At 74.0% G+C, this 13,928-nt stretch carries 15 protein-coding genes; 9 read left to right on the top strand and 6 right to left on the bottom strand.

What is annotated here, in order from left to right:
• Window positions 1-196: hypothetical protein (locus CCN72_RS20230; protein ID WP_143664144.1), on the bottom strand; the 196-nt coding region annotated here is incomplete at its 3' end.
• A 276-nt stretch (window positions 197-472) separates the two neighbouring features.
• Between CCN72_RS20230 and CCN72_RS20225 the strand changes: the two genes are divergently transcribed.
• Complete coding sequence (locus CCN72_RS20225; RefSeq protein ID WP_086808740.1) at window positions 473-1,366, top strand: DeoR/GlpR family DNA-binding transcription regulator; 894 nt, start codon at window positions 473-475, stop codon at window positions 1,364-1,366.
• A 103-nt stretch (window positions 1,367-1,469) separates the two neighbouring features.
• Window positions 1,470-1,931 (top strand): SRPBCC family protein, encoded by a 462-nt coding sequence (locus CCN72_RS20220; RefSeq protein WP_086808739.1) that lies wholly within the window; start codon window positions 1,470-1,472, stop codon window positions 1,929-1,931.
• Between the two features lie 141 nt (window positions 1,932-2,072).
• On the opposite strand, the gene CCN72_RS20215 is transcribed toward CCN72_RS20220, so the two are convergent.
• Entirely contained in the window at window positions 2,073-3,197 is a 1,125-nt protein-coding gene (locus CCN72_RS20215; RefSeq protein WP_086808738.1) for a PLP-dependent cysteine synthase family protein, read from the bottom strand.
• Between the two features lie 313 nt (window positions 3,198-3,510).
• Here CCN72_RS20215 and CCN72_RS20210 point away from each other — a divergent pair, with 313 nt between their 5' ends.
• The 5 genes from CCN72_RS20210 (at window position 3,511) to CCN72_RS20190 (ending at window position 7,273) form a co-directional block, all read left to right on the top strand.
• A complete protein-coding gene (locus CCN72_RS20210) occupies window positions 3,511-3,834 on the top strand; it encodes a hypothetical protein (protein WP_037659444.1) in 324 nt (107 codons plus the stop codon).
• Between the two features lie 630 nt (window positions 3,835-4,464).
• The gene (locus tag CCN72_RS20205; RefSeq protein ID WP_086808737.1) at window positions 4,465-5,073 is read left to right on the top strand and encodes an ATP-binding protein; all 609 of its coding nucleotides are present in this window, start codon (window positions 4,465-4,467) and stop codon (window positions 5,071-5,073) included.
• A 142-nt stretch (window positions 5,074-5,215) separates the two neighbouring features.
• On the top strand, window positions 5,216-5,779 hold the full coding sequence (locus CCN72_RS20200) for a TetR/AcrR family transcriptional regulator (RefSeq protein ID WP_244174343.1): 564 nt from the start codon (window positions 5,216-5,218) through the stop codon (window positions 5,777-5,779).
• A 16-nt stretch (window positions 5,780-5,795) separates the two neighbouring features.
• A complete protein-coding gene (locus tag CCN72_RS20195) occupies window positions 5,796-6,374 on the top strand; it encodes a DUF4865 family protein (protein ID WP_086808735.1) in 579 nt (192 codons plus the stop codon).
• Complete coding sequence (locus CCN72_RS20190) at window positions 6,371-7,273, top strand: phosphotriesterase family protein (protein ID WP_425276158.1); 903 nt, start codon at window positions 6,371-6,373, stop codon at window positions 7,271-7,273. The genes CCN72_RS20195 and CCN72_RS20190 overlap by 4 nt, the downstream gene beginning before the upstream one ends.
• Before the next feature lie 354 nt (window positions 7,274-7,627).
• Here the strand turns inward: CCN72_RS20190 and CCN72_RS20185 are convergent, their stop codons facing one another.
• The 3 genes from CCN72_RS20185 to CCN72_RS20175 are packed head-to-tail and all read right to left on the bottom strand — an operon-like array spanning window position 7,628 to window position 10,890.
• On the bottom strand, window positions 7,628-8,866 hold the full coding sequence (locus CCN72_RS20185; RefSeq protein ID WP_085563052.1) for an ROK family protein: 1,239 nt from the start codon (window positions 8,864-8,866) through the stop codon (window positions 7,628-7,630).
• A 47-nt stretch (window positions 8,867-8,913) separates the two neighbouring features.
• Complete coding sequence (locus tag CCN72_RS20180; RefSeq protein WP_086808734.1) at window positions 8,914-9,636, bottom strand: alpha-ketoglutarate-dependent dioxygenase AlkB; 723 nt, start codon at window positions 9,634-9,636, stop codon at window positions 8,914-8,916.
• Window positions 9,637-9,651: 15 nt separating this feature from the next.
• On the bottom strand, window positions 9,652-10,890 hold the full coding sequence (locus CCN72_RS20175; RefSeq protein ID WP_086808733.1) for an MFS transporter: 1,239 nt from the start codon (window positions 10,888-10,890) through the stop codon (window positions 9,652-9,654).
• Between the two features lie 89 nt (window positions 10,891-10,979).
• Here CCN72_RS20175 and CCN72_RS20170 point away from each other — a divergent pair, with 89 nt between their 5' ends.
• Window positions 10,980-11,963, top strand: coding sequence for an ArsR/SmtB family transcription factor (locus CCN72_RS20170; RefSeq protein ID WP_086808732.1), 984 nt, complete (start codon window positions 10,980-10,982; stop codon window positions 11,961-11,963).
• A 168-nt stretch (window positions 11,964-12,131) separates the two neighbouring features.
• Entirely contained in the window at window positions 12,132-13,265 is a 1,134-nt protein-coding gene (locus CCN72_RS20165; RefSeq protein ID WP_086808731.1) for a methyltransferase, read from the top strand.
• On the opposite strand, the gene CCN72_RS20160 is transcribed toward CCN72_RS20165, so the two are convergent.
• Window positions 13,252-13,928, bottom strand: a 677-nt coding sequence (locus CCN72_RS20160) for a class II fructose-bisphosphate aldolase (RefSeq protein WP_107430130.1), incomplete at its 5' end; no start/stop codon positions are given. The two genes, CCN72_RS20165 and CCN72_RS20160, sit on opposite strands and share 14 nt — an antisense overlap.

The raw sequence follows: 13,928 nt of genomic DNA, 5'->3' as shown, positions 1-13,928 counted from the left end.
CGTCCTCGGAGACGTCCTCGGCGCGCCGGAAGACGGCCGCCGTGTCGTCCCCCGCGACCCGCACCGTGCGCGCGTCGCCCAGCATCTCCTCCGGGGTCGTACCGCCGACCCCGTGCACCAGTAACTCGAGATCGACCGGCTCGGGCGCGCGGCCCCCGACCCGCTGTCCACCGGGGCGTTCCTGAGCGCGTTCCACACTTCCCCCGTGACGCCGTACGGCCTGTGTCCGTGCGCGCTTCAGGATGTCCGTTTCCGGCCCGCTGTACACCGCTCGTCACAGAATCTCCCCGATCGCCGCGGCGGCGAGCGTGCCCCCCGGCCGCCCGCCCGCGTGGCGCCGGGCGGTGACGCACCCCGTGCCGTCCCGTGAAAAGATGGGACGCCCGCGCACCTCCGGACGGACGAACGCGCTGCTCGCAGGCGGATGCGCCGGGTGTGTCGAACGGTTGGCGGCGAAAGGACCGGAGCGTACGTGAGCGAGAATCAGCACCTCCTCGCCGAGCAGCGCCGCGCCCTGATCCTGGACGAGGTCCGGCGCCGCGGCGGTGCCCGGGTCAATGAACTGACCCGCAGGCTCGGGGTGTCGGACATGACCGTGCGCCGCGACCTGGACGCGCTGGCCCGGCAGGGCGTGCTGGAGAAGGTGCACGGCGGCGCGGTCCCGGTGGTCGAGGCGAGCACTCATGAGCCGGGCTTCGAGGCCAAGTCGGGCCTGGAGCTGTCGGCCAAGGAGGACATCGCGCGGGCCGCCGCCGCCCTGGTCACCCCCGGCACCGCGATCGCCCTGTCCGGCGGTACGACGACGTACGCGCTCGCGCAGCATCTGCTGGAGGTGCCGGACCTGACCGTGGTGACGAACTCGGTGCGGGTCGCGGACGTCTTCCACGCGGCGCAGCGCATCTCGGGGCAGCGCCAGGGCGCGGCCACGGTGGTGCTGACCGGCGGGGTGCGCACGCCGTCCGACTCGCTGGTGGGCCCGGTGGCGGACCAGGCGATCGCCGCGCTCCACTTCGATCTGCTCTTCCTCGGGGTGCACGGCATATCGGTCGAGGCGGGCCTGTCCACGCCGAACCTGGCGGAGGCCGAGACCAACCGCCGCCTGGTGCACTCGGCGCGGCGCGTGGTGGTGGTCGCCGACCACACCAAGTGGGGCACGGTGGGCCTGAGTTCGTTCGCCACGCTGGATCAGGTGGACACCCTGGTGACCGACTCGGGGCTGCCGCAGGAGGCCCGCACCGAGGTCTCCGAGCGGCTGCGGCGGCTGATCGTGGCCGGGGAGCCGGACGTCGAGGACGCGGCAGGGGACGACGGGGAGGCGGACGTCGACAGCGCCGCGGAACCCGCCGACGACGTCGAGGACAACTGACACCGCGTCAACTACGCTGCGGCCACGGCCTGTCCGCGCGGAAGAGGTTCAGCACTCGCCAACGCCCCACCTCCGTGCGGGACTTCACGAGGAGGTTGCCGCCATGGCCCAGCGTCTGCGTCCGGTCGGCCCGGACTTCGTCGACCGTGCGCCCGTACGGCTGGTGTTCGGCCGGGACATGAAAGCCGCCCCGGATCTGGTCTACCAGGCCCTCGCCGAGGATGTGTCGAGCATGCCGCAGTGGTTCTCGGCGGTGGCCCGCGCCCGGTCGACGGACGGTGGACGCGAGGTCCGGCTGCGCGGCGGCATCCGCTTCGAGGAGACCGTCCTGGCCGCCGAGAAGCCCGCGCTGTACACGTACCGCGTCGACGTGACCAACACCCCGGGCGCCCGCGCCTGGATCGAGGAATGGCGCCTGACCCCCGTCGGCACCGGCACCCGCATCCGGGCGGTCTTCGCCCTCGACGGCACCGCCGCGTTCCGCCTCGGCTGCCGACTTGCCGCCCCGGGCGTGGGCCTCGCCATCCGGCAGGCGGCGGGGGCACTGGACCGACGGCTGTCCTGAGCCGACCGGTACGGCGACGGCGGCGACGGCCCGCGGAATCAGCACGCCAGGCCTCCGCCGCCCCGCTGCCCGTACCGCGCGCCATGCCGGGGCGTCGCCCTTGTCCGGCCGCACGCGGGGATCCGCCGGGTCACGGACCCCTCAGTCGGGCCACACGCCGGTGGCCAGCAGCGTCTCGATGGCCGTCGTGTACGGCGCGATGTCCAGGCCCTGCTCGGTGAGCCACGCGTCCGAGTAGTACTTGTCGAGGTACCGGTCGCCCGGGTCGCACAGCAGGGTGACGACGCTGCCGGTACGGCCCTCGGCCACCATCTCGGAGACGATCTTCAGCGCGCTCCACAGCCCGGTTCCGGTGGAGCCGCCCGCCTTGCGGCCGATGACCCCCTCCAGGGCCCGTACGGCGGCGACGCTGGCCGCGTCCGGGACCTTCATCATCCGGTCGATCGCGCCGGGCACGAAGCTCGGCTCCATGCGCGGCCGGCCGATGCCCTCGATCCGGGAGCCGCAGTCGCAGGTGACATCCGGGTCGCCGCTGGTCCAGCCCTCGAAGAAACAGGAGTTGTCCGGGTCGGCGACACAGATACGGGTGTCGTACTGCATGTAGTGCACATAGCGGGCGAGCGTCGCCGAGGTGCCGCCGGTGCCCGCCGTGGCGACGATCCACGCCGGCTCCGGGAACCGCTCCAACTCCAGCTGGCGGAAGATCGATTCGGCGATGTTGTTGTTGCCGCGCCAGTCGGTGGCCCGCTCGGCGTAGGTGAACTGGTCCATGTAGTGGCCGCCGGTCTCCACCGCGAGGCGGGCGGACTCCTCGTACATCTTCCGGGAGTCGTCCACGAAGTGGCAGCGGCCGCCGTGGAACTCGATGAGGCGGCACTTCTCGGCGCTGGTCGTGCGGGGCATGACCGCGATGAAGGGCACCCCGATCAGCTTGGCGAAGTACGCCTCGGAGACGGCGGTGGAGCCGCTGGACGCCTCGATCACCGGGCGGCCGGGGCGGATCCAGCCATTGCAGAGGCCGTAGAGGAACAGCGAGCGGGCGAGGCGGTGCTTGAGGCTGCCGGTGGGGTGCGTCGACTCGTCCTTCAGGTAGAGGTCGATGCCCCAGCGCTCAGGCAGCGGAAAGCGCAGCAGGTGGGTGTCGGCCGAGCGGTTGGCATCGGCCTGCACCTTGCGGACGGCCTCTTTCAGCCAGTCCCGATAGGCGGGGTCGGTACGGTCGACATCGAGGGTGGCGCCGGTCCTGGCCTGGTGGGTGATGCTCACGTCGGTGCTCCTTACGCTCTGCGCCGACGGCGCCTCGGGCGGGCCGGCTCTTTCGAGCATAGGCATCTTTCAGACCGCTTCCCACCTGCATAAACGCATCTTTGGGCGGCCCAAAGTGACCCTGGGGCACAGGCGTACGAGATGGTCGGGCGCGCCGCCGGGTGTGCTCCGGGCCGCTGTCGTGCGCGCCCCCGCGCGCACTGGTGCTCCGCCCCGTGGCGCGGCAGACTGCACGCGTCGGGACAAACGTCCCGTACGCGGACGGGGGCGCACACCGGAACACGGGAACACGCGCGCAAGGGGGCGGCGAGGGATGGCGGAGCCGGAGTTCACGGCCAAGGGCGTGCGGATCGGGAAACGCATGCGCTCGCTCACCCGGGCCGGACAGGTCCGGATCAATGACGGCAGGGTGGAGTTGCTCAACAGTTACGGCAGCGAGATCGACAGCGCGCCGGTGCAGGCGGTGCGCGCCTCCAAGCCGTGGTTCGCCCCGGACGACAAGGCGCTGGCCGACATCAACGGCCAGCGGTACCTGCTGACCCTGGCCGACCAGGACCCCGCCCCGGGCGAGCCGGGCACCCCCGCGGCCCGCCGCTTCATCGAGGCGGTCCGCCGGGCCGCGGGCCGCGGCGGCTGAAGGGGGCGGAAGCCCGCAGCGGGCTCGGGCGGCGTGGGGCGGCGTGCGGCAACAAGCGCGCGGCCTGTCATGCCGGGGAGGCGTACGTCGTCAGGGCGGCGCGTGTCGTTCGGGGCGGCGCGTGTCGTTCGGGGCGGCACCCGGTGCCCCGGCGCGAAGGAGCGCGATCTTCCGCGAAGGAGCGCGATATTCGGTGCGCATGTCACGACGTCCCACGGCACTCGGTGTCCGCGCGGCACGCGATGTCCGGACGGCGTATGACGTCGGGTCGGCACGCGATGTCCGGACGGCGTACGGTGTCGGGTCGGCACGCCGTGCCCGCAGGCCGGGCGGCACCAATCCGCCGCGGGGCACGCGGTGTTCGGGCGATCGGCACGGCGTCGGACACCGGTGATCAGGGCACCGGAATTCACCACCCGTATCCATCCGGACGCGATGAGTTGCATCACTCCGCCCCCTGCGCCACGCTGGTCTCACGTCACTCTGGGTTTACCGGCGACAACGCTGCGAACCAGCCCGCCGGCCACCGACAGCAGGCGGCCGCTTTCCCGGGGCCGGGGGGCCTGCTGGATCCGTTGTTCTCCGTGTTCTCCGGTTCCGTTCCGGACCTCACATCGGGGAGTCGCAGCCGTGATCAGTCACCCAAGCAGGCACTGCACGGTGGAGCTCCAAGCCCTGCCGTCGCGGATCGGCCAGGTCCGCAGAATCGTATCTGCGCAATTGCGCTACTGGCATCTGGACCCGTTGATAGACCGAGCCGCGCTCGGTGTGACGGAGCTGCTCAGCAACGTCCACCGACACGCCAGGCCCGACAAGTCGTGCACCGTCGAGCTGGAGCTGCGCCCGGACCGGCTCACCGTGTCGGTACGCGACCACGATCCGCGATTGCCGGTACCGGCCGACGAAGCGGACATGGACGCGGAGGGCGGCACACCGCTCGCCACCTGCGGGCGGGGCCTCGCCATGGTCGCCGCGGTCAGCGAGAGCTGGGGCGCGCGGCCGGACGGCGACAACGGCAAGGTCGTCTGGTTCACCCTGCCCGCGACGCCCGGCCTTCCGGCCCGCGTGCCGCGCCGCACCCCGGAACACCAGCCGACGCCCACCCCGGTCGCGGCGGGCGTCGTCAGCACGGCGGCTCCCGCCACCCCGCCCCGCGCACCGGTCCCGGCGGCGGTCACGACCGCCCCCGGCGGGCAGGAACTGGCCGCCACCCACCCGGTCGCGGCGGGCACGGGCTGAACCGGACCGGTGGGCGGGCGTACGGCGGCACGGGTGCCCGGCGAGCGGCGACGAACCGCCCGCCGGGCACCCGCACGCCCACGGGACGAGCGTTTCCGTATCCACCGGCACTTCTGTATCTACCAGTATGTACACTGACCCCATGAGCACCTCCGAACGACTCATCGAGTCGACCCGCGACCTGCTCTGGGAGCGCGGCTACGTGGGCACCAGTCCCAAGGCGATCCTGGAGCGCGCCGGCGCGGGCCAGGGCAGCATGTACCACCACTTCAAGGGCAAGCCGGACCTCGCGCTGGCGGCGATCCGGCGCACCGCCGAGCAGCTGCGGGCGGCGGCCGAACGCTCCCTGGAGGGCCCGGGCACACCGTACGAGCGCATCGAGGCGTATCTGCGCCGCGAGCGCGAGGTGCTGCGCGGCTGCCCGGTCGGGCGGCTGACCATGGACCCGGACGTGATCGCCAGTGACGAGCTGCGCGCCCCGGTGACGGAGACGCTCGCCGCGATCCGGGAGCGGATCGCCAGGGTCGTCGAAGAGGGCAAGCGGCAGGGGCAGTTCGCGCCCGAGCTGGACGCCGAGCGGGCCGCCGCGACCATCCTCGCGACCGTGCAGGGCGGCTATGTGCTGGCCCGCGCCGCCGGTTCCCCCGCCGCCTTCGACGCGGCCGTCGACGGGCTGCTCGCCCTTCTCGCGCCCCGAACCGCCTGAGGAAAGGGGCCACTTGATGCATGCCATGCAGTACGAGGTGACACTGCCCGCGGACTACGACACAGGCATCATCCGCGCCCGTGTCGACCGCCTCGGGCATCTGCTGGACGACTGGGAGGGGCTCGGCCTCAAGGCGTATCTGCTGCGGGAACGCGGTGTGCACGGCTCGCCGGTCAACCAGTACGCGCCGTTCTATCTGTGGCGCACGGTCGAGGGCATGAACCGCTTCCTGTGGGGCGGCGGATTCCAGCGCCTGGCCGAGGACTTCGGACGTCCGGCCGTACGCCGGTGGACAGGGCTCGGTTACGCCGAGGGCACCGGCACCCGTGCCGCGTTCGCCGTGCGGCACAGGCAACCGGTCCCGGAGGGTGCGGACTTGCCGTCCCTGATGGAGGAAGCGGCGGGCGCGGCCGAGCGGTTGGCCGCCGAGGACGGTGCCGTACTGGCCGCGACGGCCGCCGACCCGCACCGCTGGGAGCTGGTCCACTTCTCCCTCTGGGAGCACGACACCCCCAAGGCCGAGGGCGACCTCTACCGGGTGCTGCATCTGTCCGCCCCCGGCCGCGACCGGCTCCCGCGCGGGCGGCACTGGTGATCCGTACGGTCCTCGGTGACATCCGCCCGCAGGAGCTGGGGGTGTGCGACGCGCACGACCATCTCTTCCTGCGCAGCAGGCAGTTGCCGGGCAGGGAACTGGACGACGTCGCCGCCGCGCGGGCCGAACTGGAGGCGTTCCGGGCGGCGGGCGGTGCCGCCGTCGTGCAGTGGACACCGCACGGCATGGGCCGCCGCCCGGCCGATCTCGCGACCCTGTCCCGGGCCACCGGTGTGCACCTGGTCTGTGCGACGGGGCTGCATCAAGCCCCGCACACGGCACCGGAGTTGCTGGAGGGACTGCGCGGCAGGCTGGCCGAGGTCTTCGTCACCGAGCTGACCGAGGGCATCGGTACGACCGGGGTGCGGGCCGGGCTGATCAAGGTGGCGGGCGGGTTCCACACGCTCGACGCGCACGCCCGCTGGACCATGGCGGCGGCCGCCGAGGCGCACCACGCGACCGGCGCGCCCATCGCCGTCCATCTGGAGCTGGGCACCGGCGCCCTCGACATACTCGACCTGCTCTGCGGTGAGTTGGGCGTGCCCGGCGACCGGGTGATCCTCGGTCATCTGAACCGCTTCCCCGACCCGGTGACCCAGCGGCAGGCCGCCGCCTCGGGCTGCTGGCTCGCCTTCGACGGCCCCTCGCGCACCCATCACGCCACCGACTGGCAGATGCCGGCCGGCGCCCGCGCCCTCGCGGAGGCCGGCTTCGGCGACCGGCTGCTGCTCGGCGGGGACACGGTGACCGCCGGGGCGCGCTCGGTCGACGGCGGCCCGGGGATGCCGTACCTGTTGCGGCGCCTGCGCCCGCGCCTGGCGGCGGAGTTGGGCACGGAACTGGTCGACCGGATCCTCACCGAACACCCGGGGAAGGCGTTCTCCGTCGACTGGGCGTGACGGTCCGGGCGTCATGTCCGGCATGACGTCGGCACACCACGAGTGGATCACCGGCGCCGCGTACGAGAACGTGCCGGGCCGGCCGCGTCCGATGGCGGCCGCACGCGCTTGACTGCGGGAACGCGGCATCGACCGGATGCCGTTCGGGCCCGAGGAGATCGGCTAGGGGCGCGTCTGCGGGATCGGCGCCGACGGCCACTGGCACGGCTGGTACGACGTCCGGGTGCGCGCCGACGCCCTGTGGCGGCTCGGGCCGCACCCCGGCCGGCCGACGGCCCGGGTCAACAGGCCGTCCCCGCCCGGCTGGTGGCATGCCGCGGCCGAGCGGCGAGGACGACTACCGCGGCGAGGTGTTCAGCGCAGTGCGGCCAGCGGGTCGTCCAGGACCGGCTGCCAGGCCAGTTCGGCGGCGCCGACCAGGCTGTTGTGGTCGAGGGTGCACGGCAGGATCGGGACGCCGCCGCTCTGGCCCCACAGGCTGCGGTCGGCGACCACCGCCCGCAACCGGCTCGGATCGGCGTCCAGCAGGGTGCGGTGGAGGCCGCCGAGGATGATCCGGTCGGGGTTGAGGATGTTGACCAGACCGGCGAGTCCGAGGCCCAGCCGGTCGATCAGGGCCTCGGCGGCACGGCGCACGGCGGGGTCGTCGTACTGCGTGCGCAGCAGGTCGTCGGCCTGCTTCAGGAGCGAGTCCTCGGGGCCCGGTTCGCGGCCGGCCTCCACGAGCAGCGCCAGCGGGTCGGCCTCGACGTCCAGGCAGCCCCGGCCGCCGCAGTGACAGGGGCGGCCCTCGGGGTTGACGGTGAGGTGCCCGACCTCCAGGGCCAGCCCCGAACTGCCGGTGTGCAGACGGCCGTCGAGGACGAGCGCGCCGCCGACGCCCCGGTGTCCGGTGGCCACGCACAGCAGATCGCGGGCGCCCCGGCCCGCGCCGTGCCGGTGTTCGGCGAGCGCCGCGAGGTTGACGTCATTTCCGGTGAACGCGGGCCCCGGGATGCCCGCCGCGCGCACGCACTCCTCGAACAGCCGGCGGACCGGCGCGCCAACAGGCCAGGCGAGGTGCAGGGGGTTGAGGGCGAGGCCCTCGGGCTGGGCGACGGCGGACGGCACGGCGAGCCCGGCGCCCACGCAGCGGCGGCCGGTGGTGCGCAGCAGTTCCGCGCCCGCCTCGACCACCGAGCCGAGCACCTTCGCCGGGTCGGCGGCCACGGTCTCGCAGCCGGGCGCGGTGGCCACGATCCGGCCGCCGAGGCCGACCAGCGCGGCCCGGAAACCGTCGGCGTGCACCTGCGCGGCCAGCGCGACCGGGCCTTCCTCGGCGACATCGAGCCGGTGCGAGGGGCGGCCCTGGGAGCCGGCCGCGGCGGCGGGGCGGGCGTCCACCCGGATCAGGCCGAGGGCCTCCAGTTCGGCGGCGACCGCGCCGGCCGTGGCCCGGGTGACGCCGAGTTCGGCGGTGAGCACGGCCCGGGTCGGCGCCCGTCCGGTGTGCACCAGTTCAAGGGCGGGCCCGAGCGCGCTCCGGCCCCGGTCCAGCCGCGCCCTCGTGGTGGTCCTCTCCCCCGCCGCCCGGGGTTCCGCCTTGCCGCTCATGAGGGCGAGTCTCCCATGATCCGCATCGCTCGTGGCCCGCGCGGCCGTCACAGCCCGCTCACCCGCAGCGTGATGTTCAGCCGCCCGGCCAGGCCCAGCCAGGGCGGTGCCGTGCCCGGGTGGACCCGGGGCACCCCGTGGTAGGCGGCGCGGGCGGGGTCGCCGAAGACGAACAGGTCGCCGCTGCGCAGCTCGACGTCGGTGTACGGCCGGGTCCGCGTCTCGGTGTTGCCGAAGCGGAAGACGCAGGTGTCGCCGAGGCTCAGCGAGACCACCGGTGCGTCGGCCCGTTCATCGCTGTCGCGGTGCATGCCCATGTGGGCGGCGCCGTCGTAGAAGTTGATCAGCGCGATGTCGTAGGGCAGCCCGGGTACGGCCGCCGGTCCGAGCGCGTCGGCCACCGCGCGCCGGGCCACCTCGCCGAGCCGTCCGGGGAAGGGCTTGACCGGGGCGCCGTCGCCGTCGATGGCCTTAAGGGTGTACGCGTAGGGGTACTGATGGGGTCCGGGACACTCGGGGTTGTCCCGTACGGGCCGTCCGCAGGCGGGGCAGGCGCGTACGACGCCCCAGTGCAGGCCGAGGCAGACCTGGCGGGCGGTCATGGTGCCGCCACCCGGGGTGCGCACGGTGCGCAGTCCGGCCGGGGGTCGTGCCCAGTCCCGGCAGGCGGCGAGGAGTTCACGCTGGTGCTCGGCCGGCAGCCAGTCCGGGATGTGCGCGGCGCCCGGCGCGAGCTGCGCGCGCTCCCGGGGGAACAGTTCCGCGTCCACGTACCCCATCCTGCCTCACGGGGCCCGCCGCCAGCTGAGGATCCAGCCCGCGGTCAGCGCCGCCGCGCCGCCCGCCAGGGCGATCGCGCCACCCGTTCCGATGCCCTCGGCCACCGAGCCGAAGCAGGCCGGGCCGACGCCCTGGAGCGTCATGTTGCCGGAGCCGAGCAGCCCGAAGGCCTGGCCCTGGCCGTCTCGCGGCAGGGCGTCCAGGAAGGGCCGTTGCAGACCGAGGCCGTAGGCGAAGCCGGAGCCGGTGAGCAGCAGCAGAGCGCACGAGACGCCCACGCCGGGCTCGGCGGCGAAGCCGATCAGCGGCAGTCCCATCAGGACGACCAGCGGCACGACCAGCCGCTCCCGGACGGACGGCCGCAGCAGCCGCCCCACCAGCAGGTCGCCGATCAGCATGCCGACCGGCAGACAGCCCATCAGCGCCGCGTACCAGCCGGGCGCGAAGTGCCGGCCGCCCGCGTAGGCGACGATCAGTCCCTCCGCGCCCGCCACGAACGCCGACGGCAGCCACTGGGCCAGCATCAGACGTCGTACCGTACGACCGCGCAACAGCAGTCCGGCGCCGCGCAGGCTGGCCCGGACGGCCCCGCCGTCGCCCCGCGCGCTGCCGGAGGTGCCGTCGGACCCGCCCGGCTCCAGCCGGGGCAGCCGCAGGCGGACGGCGAGCGCGCAGCCGAGGTAGAGGGCGGCGCTCACCGCGAGCGCCCGGTGGGCGCCGAGCACCGCGACGGCGGCGCCGCCCAGCGCCAGGCCGAAGAGCTGCGCGCCGGAGGAGGCCATGTTGTTCAGTGAGCGGCCCAGGACATAGGCGTCGCCCTCGAGCCACCGCGCGACCAGCCGGCTCGACGCGCCGCTGAACACCGGGGTGGCGAGGGCGATCAGGGCCACGATGCCGAGACTCGCCGCGATCGGCATCCGCACCAGGGCGAGCAGCACGGCGGCGGCGCACTCCAGGGCGTAGCCGCAGGCGATGAGCGCGCGGGGCGGCAACCGGTCGGCCAGGGAGCCGAACAGCAGCGAGCCGAACAGCTGCGGCAGAAAGCTGATGCCGAAGGCCAGCGCGCTGAACAGCGCGGAGCCGGTGGCCGTGAAGACGAGCACCGAGAATGTGGTGATCCGCAGCGAGTCCGCGGTGATCGCGACGGTACGGGTCGTGAAGAGCAGCCGGAAGCGCGGCTCGGCCAGCACTTCCCGGTAGGTGGCTCGATGGTCGCCCTGGACGGGTTCGGCGGTTGTGGTCACGCCGGACAGCTTCCGCGTACGTCCCCTCCGGGCTCCAATGATTCGTCCCTGCACGAATCGAAGCGGGCACCTGGCGATAGCGTGACGGGATGCTCCGCTTCGAAGTCTCCGTCGAGGACCTGCTGCGCAGCCGGTTCGCGCTGTCGCCCGCGATGGAACTCTCCGCGCTGCTGCGCTCGCTCGCCGGCCGGAACCGGCCGCTGCCGCGCGCCTGGGCGGCCCGGCTCCGGCCGGCCTTCGAACGGCTTCGCCGCGAGACCGAACTGGACGCCTTCCTCGCCCTGCACACCGCGCGATCCGGCGCGGACTTCGTCGCCCCGCCGCCGCGCGGCCTCGGCCAGACCTGGGCGGACGACCTCGCCGCGATCCGGGCCACTCCCGCGGCCGCGGCCCACCGCGAACTCGTCGCCGCCAAGGCCCGGCCGCTCGGCCGTGATCCCCGGGTGCGCGCGGTGCTGGACTCGGCGGACGCGGTCCCCCGGATCGCCGAGGCGATGGACCATGCCTGGCGGGAGCTGCTCGCCGCGGACTGGCCGCAGCTGCGGGCGATCTGCGAGCGCGATGTCGTGCACCGGGTGGGGGTGATCGGGGAACACGGCTGGGCCGCGGCCATCGAGAGCCTGCACCCGGGCATCGTCTGGCGCGCCGGCGGTATCGAGCTCGGGTTCTTCCCCCGGGGCGGCACGGTCCGGCTGGTCGGGGACGGGCTCCTGCTGATCCCCTCGGTCTGCGTCGGGCCGTCCGTCGCCGCCCACTTGGAGGACCCCTGGCCCAGGACCCTGGTCTATCCCGCCCGCGGCACGGCCGCCCTGTGGGACGCGCCGGAGGCCGCGCCCGGACCGGACGCGCTGACCGCCCTGGTCGGCCGGGCCAGGGCCCGGCTGCTGGTGGCGCTGGACGCCCCGGCCAGCACCAGCCATCTCGCCCGGAGCCTCGCCATGGCGCCGGGCGCGGTGGGCGACCATCTCGCCGTCCTGCGGGCCGCGGGGCTGCTCGTCCGGGCGCGCTCCGGACGGTCGGTGCTCTACCGGCGCACCCCGCTCGGCGAGGCGCTGGTCGGCGGTTCGGGCTGAGGGCGTGGGGCGCCCTGCCGATACCGGTACGAGGAGAACACAAGCCGACAAGCAGTCGTTCTCGGTGGCCGCTCCTTGTCGCCCCTTGTCCGAGAAGTCTCCATGGGGCTGTGGCCGTACGGGCCCTGATCTGCGGTTCCGCTAGCCTGGAGCGCGATGAGCGACCGTATGACGACACCGTGGGGCGAGGTCGAGCTGTCCCGCTTCCCCGAGGATCCCCGCGACCGGCTGCGTGCCTGGGACGCCTCCGACGCGTATCTGCTGCGCCACCTGGCCGCGGAGAACGTGCCGCTGACCGGCGAGGTGGTGGTGCTCGGGGACCGCTGGGGCGCGCTGGTGACGGCGCTGGCGGAACACCGGCCGACGCAGATCACCGACTCCTTCCTCGGCCAGGAGGCGAGCCGTGCCAATCTGGCGCGGGCCGGTGTCGAACCGGGCGCGGTGCAGCTGCTGACCACCCAGGACGAGCCGCCCGAGCGGATCGACGTCCTGCTGGTGCGGGTGCCGAAGAGCCTGGCGCTGCTGGAGGACCAGCTGCTGCGGCTTGCGCCCGCCGTGCACCCGGGCACGGTGGTGATCGGCACCGGCATGGTGAAGGAGATCCACACCTCCACGCTTCAGCTCTTCGAGCGGATCCTCGGCCCGACCCGGACCTCGCTGGCCCGGCAGAAGGCCCGGCTGATCTTCTGCACCCCCGACCCGGCGCTGCGACGGCCCGCGAACCCATGGCCGTACCGCTACGCCCTTCCCGCCGGCGTCGGCGCGATCTCCGGCCGCCCGGTCGTCAACCACGCGGGCGTCTTCTGCGCCGACCGGCTGGACATCGGCACCCGCTTCCTGCTCCAGCACCTGCCGGGCCCCGGCCCGGCCCGGGTGGTGGACCTCGGCTGCGGCAACGGCGTGGTCGGTACGGCGGTGGCGTTGGCCGACCCGGCGGCCGAAGTGCTGTTCGTGGACGAGTCGTTCCAGGCGGTGGCCGCCGCGGAGGCCACCTACAAGGCCAACGGGGTACCCGGGCACGCCGAGTTCCGGGTCGGCGACGGGCTCACCGGGGTGGCCCCCGACAGCGTGGACCTCGTCCTGAACAACCCGCCGTTCCACTCCCACCAGGCGACGACGGACGCGACCGCGCGACGGATGTTCACCGGCGCGCGGCGCGCACTGCGGGCGGGCGGCGAGCTGTGGGTGATCGGCAACCGGCACCTGGGCTACCACATCACCCTGAAGCGGGTGTTCGGCAACTGCGAACTCGTCGCCAGCGACGCGAAGTTCGTGCTCCTGAAGGCGGTCAGGAAGGCGTAGCCGCCCCGGCGGCGCCGGTCACGACCGCGATGAGGCGCCGCACCTCCAGGGCCATCGCCTCCCGGCCGACGCTGAGGTACTTGCGGGAGTCGACCGCCTCCGGGTGCGCGGCGAGGAACTCCCGGATCGCGCCGGTCATGGCGATGTTCAGCGCGGTGCCGACGTTGACCTTGGCGATGCCGCCCGCGACCGCCTCGACCAGGCCCGCGTCCGGCACGCCGGAGGAGCCGTGCAGCACCAGGGGGACGGACAGCGCGGCGGACAGCTGTTTGAGCAGGGCGTGGTCGAGGGCGGCGGTGCGCGTGGTCATGGCGTGCACGCTGCCGACGGCGACGGCCAGGGCGTCGACCCCGGTACCGCCGACGAAGTCCCGCGCCTGCGCGGGGTCGGTACGGGCGCCGGGCGCGTGCGCGTCCAGCGGGGGCCGCCCGTCCTTGCCGCCGACCTCCCCCAACTCGGCCTCGATGTACAGCCCTTGGGAGTGCGCCCAGTCGGCGGCCGCCCGGGTCGCGGCGAGGTTGTCGGGGTACGGCAGCCGGGCCGCGTCGTACATCACCGAGCTGAACCCGGCGCCGGGCGCCTGGCGCAGCAGGTCGTCGCTCTGCACATGGTCCAGGTGCAACGCGACGGGTACGGCGGCCCGTTCGGCGGCGGCGCCGGCCG

It is taken from the genome of Streptomyces murinus (assembly GCF_002154555.1).
Taxonomy (GTDB): Bacteria; Actinomycetota; Actinomycetes; order Streptomycetales; family Streptomycetaceae; genus Streptomyces; species Streptomyces murinus.
Note: the sequence above shows the minus strand (reverse complement) of the source record. Positions and strands in the feature narration are given on the sequence as shown.

Bases quoted from the DNA above. Each gene is read 5' to 3' on its own strand.
- CCN72_RS20220 (WP_086808739.1), top strand. From the start codon at position 1,470: ATGGCCCAGCGTCTGCGTCCGGTCGGCCCGGACTTCGTCGACCGTGCG.
- CCN72_RS20210 (WP_037659444.1), top strand. From the start codon at position 3,511: ATGGCGGAGCCGGAGTTCACGGCCAAGGGCGTGCGGATCGGGAAACGC.
- CCN72_RS20200 (WP_244174343.1), top strand. From the start codon at position 5,216: ATGAGCACCTCCGAACGACTCATCGAGTCGACCCGCGACCTGCTCTGG.
- CCN72_RS20195 (WP_086808735.1), top strand. From the start codon at position 5,796: ATGCATGCCATGCAGTACGAGGTGACACTGCCCGCGGACTACGACACA.
- CCN72_RS20185 (WP_085563052.1), bottom strand. From the start codon at position 8,866: ATGAGCGGCAAGGCGGAACCCCGGGCGGCGGGGGAGAGGACCACCACG.
- CCN72_RS20170 (WP_086808732.1), top strand. From the start codon at position 10,980: ATGCTCCGCTTCGAAGTCTCCGTCGAGGACCTGCTGCGCAGCCGGTTC.
- CCN72_RS20165 (WP_086808731.1), top strand. From the start codon at position 12,132: ATGACGACACCGTGGGGCGAGGTCGAGCTGTCCCGCTTCCCCGAGGAT.